Source organism: Polaromonas sp. P3_C2 (assembly GCF_056402675.1).
Map to the genome: position 1 here is coordinate 1 of NZ_JBFUGX010000550.1, position 2,865 is coordinate 2,865.

At 62.7% G+C, this 2,865-nt stretch carries 4 protein-coding genes; 3 read left to right on the top strand and 1 reads right to left on the bottom strand.

Features of this window, described 5'->3' with window-relative positions:
* The coding region (locus tag AC1DWI_RS18780) for an alpha/beta fold hydrolase (protein WP_477725430.1) at nucleotides 1–304 on the top strand (304 nt) is incomplete at its 5' end.
* A 3-nt stretch (nucleotides 305–307) separates the two neighbouring features.
* Here the strand turns inward: AC1DWI_RS18780 and AC1DWI_RS18785 are convergent.
* Nucleotides 308–718 (bottom strand): FKBP-type peptidyl-prolyl cis-trans isomerase, encoded by a 411-nt coding sequence (locus tag AC1DWI_RS18785; protein ID WP_477667888.1) that lies wholly within the window; start codon nucleotides 716–718, stop codon nucleotides 308–310.
* 285 nt (nucleotides 719–1,003) lie between these two features.
* Between AC1DWI_RS18785 and AC1DWI_RS18790 the strand changes: the two genes are divergently transcribed.
* Together AC1DWI_RS18790 and AC1DWI_RS18795 are read left to right on the top strand one after the other, a co-directional pair.
* Complete coding sequence (locus AC1DWI_RS18790; RefSeq protein ID WP_477665654.1) at nucleotides 1,004–1,711, top strand: FadR/GntR family transcriptional regulator; 708 nt, start codon at nucleotides 1,004–1,006, stop codon at nucleotides 1,709–1,711.
* A 234-nt stretch (nucleotides 1,712–1,945) separates the two neighbouring features.
* The coding region (locus AC1DWI_RS18795; RefSeq protein ID WP_477725431.1) for a sugar ABC transporter ATP-binding protein at nucleotides 1,946–2,865 on the top strand (920 nt) is incomplete at its 3' end.

Below are 2,865 nucleotides of genomic sequence, written 5' to 3' on the forward strand. Positions count from 1 at the left end.
CAACGAACTGGCCTTGCGCCTGCACATCGCCAACGTGCTGCGCGACCGCATGAAGGGCCGCAGCCTGGCGCGCACCGGCGCGCTGGCGCAGTCATTGGCGCGGCTGCGCTGCCCGGTGTGGGCGATTTACGGGGAAGAGGATGCGCTGTACCGCGGCAAGCTTGATGGGCTGCGGGCAGCCCTGGAGCGAGCTGCGGATTTCAGGGGCCTGGCCCTGGTCGAATGCGCCGGCCACTGGCTGCAGTTCGAGCGCGCGGAGTCCTTTGACAAAGCCCTCMTCACGACGCTCGAAGCGCCTCTTTAGCTTTTACTTTTCAATCGCGAGCAGTTCGATGTCGAAGGTCAGCGTGGCATTGGGCGGCACCACGCCGCCGGCGCCGCGGTCGCCATAGGCCGTGGCGGGTGGGCAGGTCAGTGTGGCCTTGCCGCCGACCTTGATCTTCTGCACGCCTTCGGTCCAGCACGGCACCACGCGGTTCAGCGGGAAGGTGGCGGGCGCGCCGCGCTTGTAAGAGCTGTCAAATTCCTTACCGTCGGCCAGCGTGCCGCGGTAGTGCACCTTGACGGTGTCGGTCGCTTTGGGCTGCGGGCCAGTGCCGTCGGTGCTGTGCACGATTTTCACGCCGCTGGGCAGGGTCTCGGCCGGGGCGGCGGCAAGGGCGGTGCTGGACAGGGCAATGGAGGCCAGGGCGATGAGCGCGGCGGTCAATGTCTTCATGGAGGTCATGCTTTCGTGGCAATGGGGTAATCGGAAAGGGTGACCTGGATTATCGTCCCGGCTCTCGCCTTGCCTCAGTGGCGCCGGCTCGCCTATCTCAGGTTGTCAGGTCGCTGAGCTGGATCATGAGGGGGCGGAAGGTGTGAGTGGTACTCCAGCCAATCAAAATTGGCTCCAAAATTAGTAACGTCAGCGTGAAAAATTTTGCATTGGCCTTACCAGTTCGAACCATAACCCCATAGCAAAAACCGCCGTCGCATAAACTGCACTTCACGCGGAGGACTCATGCTGGACCAACTCAAACAGGTCGACAACCGTCGGCTCTATCAACAAATTGCCGAGCAGATTCGCGCCTTCATTGACAAGGGCAACTACACCGCGGGTGCGCGGTTGCCGCCGGAGCGCGATCTGGCCCTGCAGTTGGGCGTCTCACGCCCCTCGGTGCGCGAGGCGCTGATTGCACTGGAAATTGAGGGCAGCGTGGAAGTGCGCATGGGCGCTGGCGTGTACGTCTGCAGCGCGGCCCAGCGCAAGCCGCAGTCCCTGGCCGCCATGGGCGAAAGCCCGATCGAACTGATGCAGGCACGCGCCGCCCTTGAGGGCACTATCGTGCTGCAGGCCTGCGCCAGGGCCACGCCCGAGGCGCTGTTGGCGCTGCGCCAGATTCTGGACAACATGCTGTCCGCCATGGCACAAAACCGCTCGCCCCTGGCCTTTGACCGGCAGTTTCACCAAACGATTGCAGCAATGACCGGCAACTCCGTGCTGGAGCGGCTGGTGGGAGAGCTGTTTGACGAGCGCCACAGCCCGATTGCCGCGCGCCTGAGCGCGCATTCCGAATCGGGCCAAAGCTGGGCCATTGCGCTGCAGGAGCATGAAGCCATCTTGCGCGCCCTGGAAAACCGGGATGTACTGGCCGCACAGAACGCCATGCGCATGCATCTGCAAGCCTCCGAACAGCGCTGGGTCGAGAACCGCCGCGAATGGTCGTGAACCAAGGTCTGTGCTGTCAACCTTTGCTCCTGTGCGGTGGTCAGGCCTGTGCAATTGCGCAGGCTTTTTCCCGTCTTTTCACCCCGATTTTGATCCCGGATCACGGGTAAGCACCAATACACACGCACCTCCCGGTAAGGCCAAATACGCCACATCGTGTCAGGTGGCCTTACCAATTTGCAGAGCAGCAGATTCATCCCTCCCGGTCCCCTGACCCACCAAGAGGAGTTCGCATTGCTGTCTTCCGTGCCCGATCCCGTCCGTCCCGACGCGCCCAGCCCCGCCGAGGCCGGGGTACTGTTGCGCCTGGAAGGAATTACCAAACGCTTCCCGGGGGTGCTGGCGCTGGATGGCGTGAGCTTTGAGGTGCGAAGCGGCGAGGTACACGCGGTGTGCGGCGAAAACGGCGCAGGCAAATCGACGCTGATGAAGGTGATCAGCGGCCAGTACCAGCCCGATGCGGGGGCTCTGTACTATCGCGGCGAAGCCTGCCAGTTCCAATCCACCGCCGAATCCCAGGCTGTCGGCATTGCCATCATTCACCAGGAGCTGAACCTGGCTCCGCACCTCACGGTGGCCGAAAACATTTACCTGGCCCGCGAGCCACGCAAAGGCTGGCTGATCGACCGGGCGGCACTGCGCCGCCAGGCAAAGCAATGCCTGGACCGGTTAGGGCAGGACATTGCACCGGACGCTCTGGTCAAAACCCTGTCGGTAGCTCAGCAGCAGATGGTGGAAATTGCCAAGGCGCTGTCGCTCAACGCTCAGGTGCTCATCATGGACGAACCCACCTCGTCCCTCACGGAGTCGGAAACCGAGAAGCTGTTTGCCATCATCCATGAGCTCAAGCGTACGGGGGTGGGCATTGTCTACATCTCCCACCGCCTCGACGAACTGGCGCTCATCGTGGACCGGGTCACCGTCTTGCGCGACGGACGCTACGTGTCCACCGAACACCTGGCCGACACCAGTGTGGAAGAGATCGTGGCCAAAATGGTGGGGCGCTCGCTGGACGACGTATTCCCCAAGAGAACATCCGTGCCCACTGCCGACGTGTTGTTGTGCGTACAGGGCCTGACACGCCAAGGTGTGTTTCACGACGTGAACTTTGAGCTGCGCCGTGGCGAAATTCTGGGCTTTGCAGGGCTTATGGG

Excerpts from the sequence above, each read along its gene's own strand:
- AC1DWI_RS18785 (WP_477667888.1), bottom strand. The coding sequence starts at position 718 with ATGAAGACATTGACCGCCGCGCTCATCGCCCTGGCCTCCATTGCCCTG.
- AC1DWI_RS18790 (WP_477665654.1), top strand. The coding sequence starts at position 1,004 with ATGCTGGACCAACTCAAACAGGTCGACAACCGTCGGCTCTATCAACAA.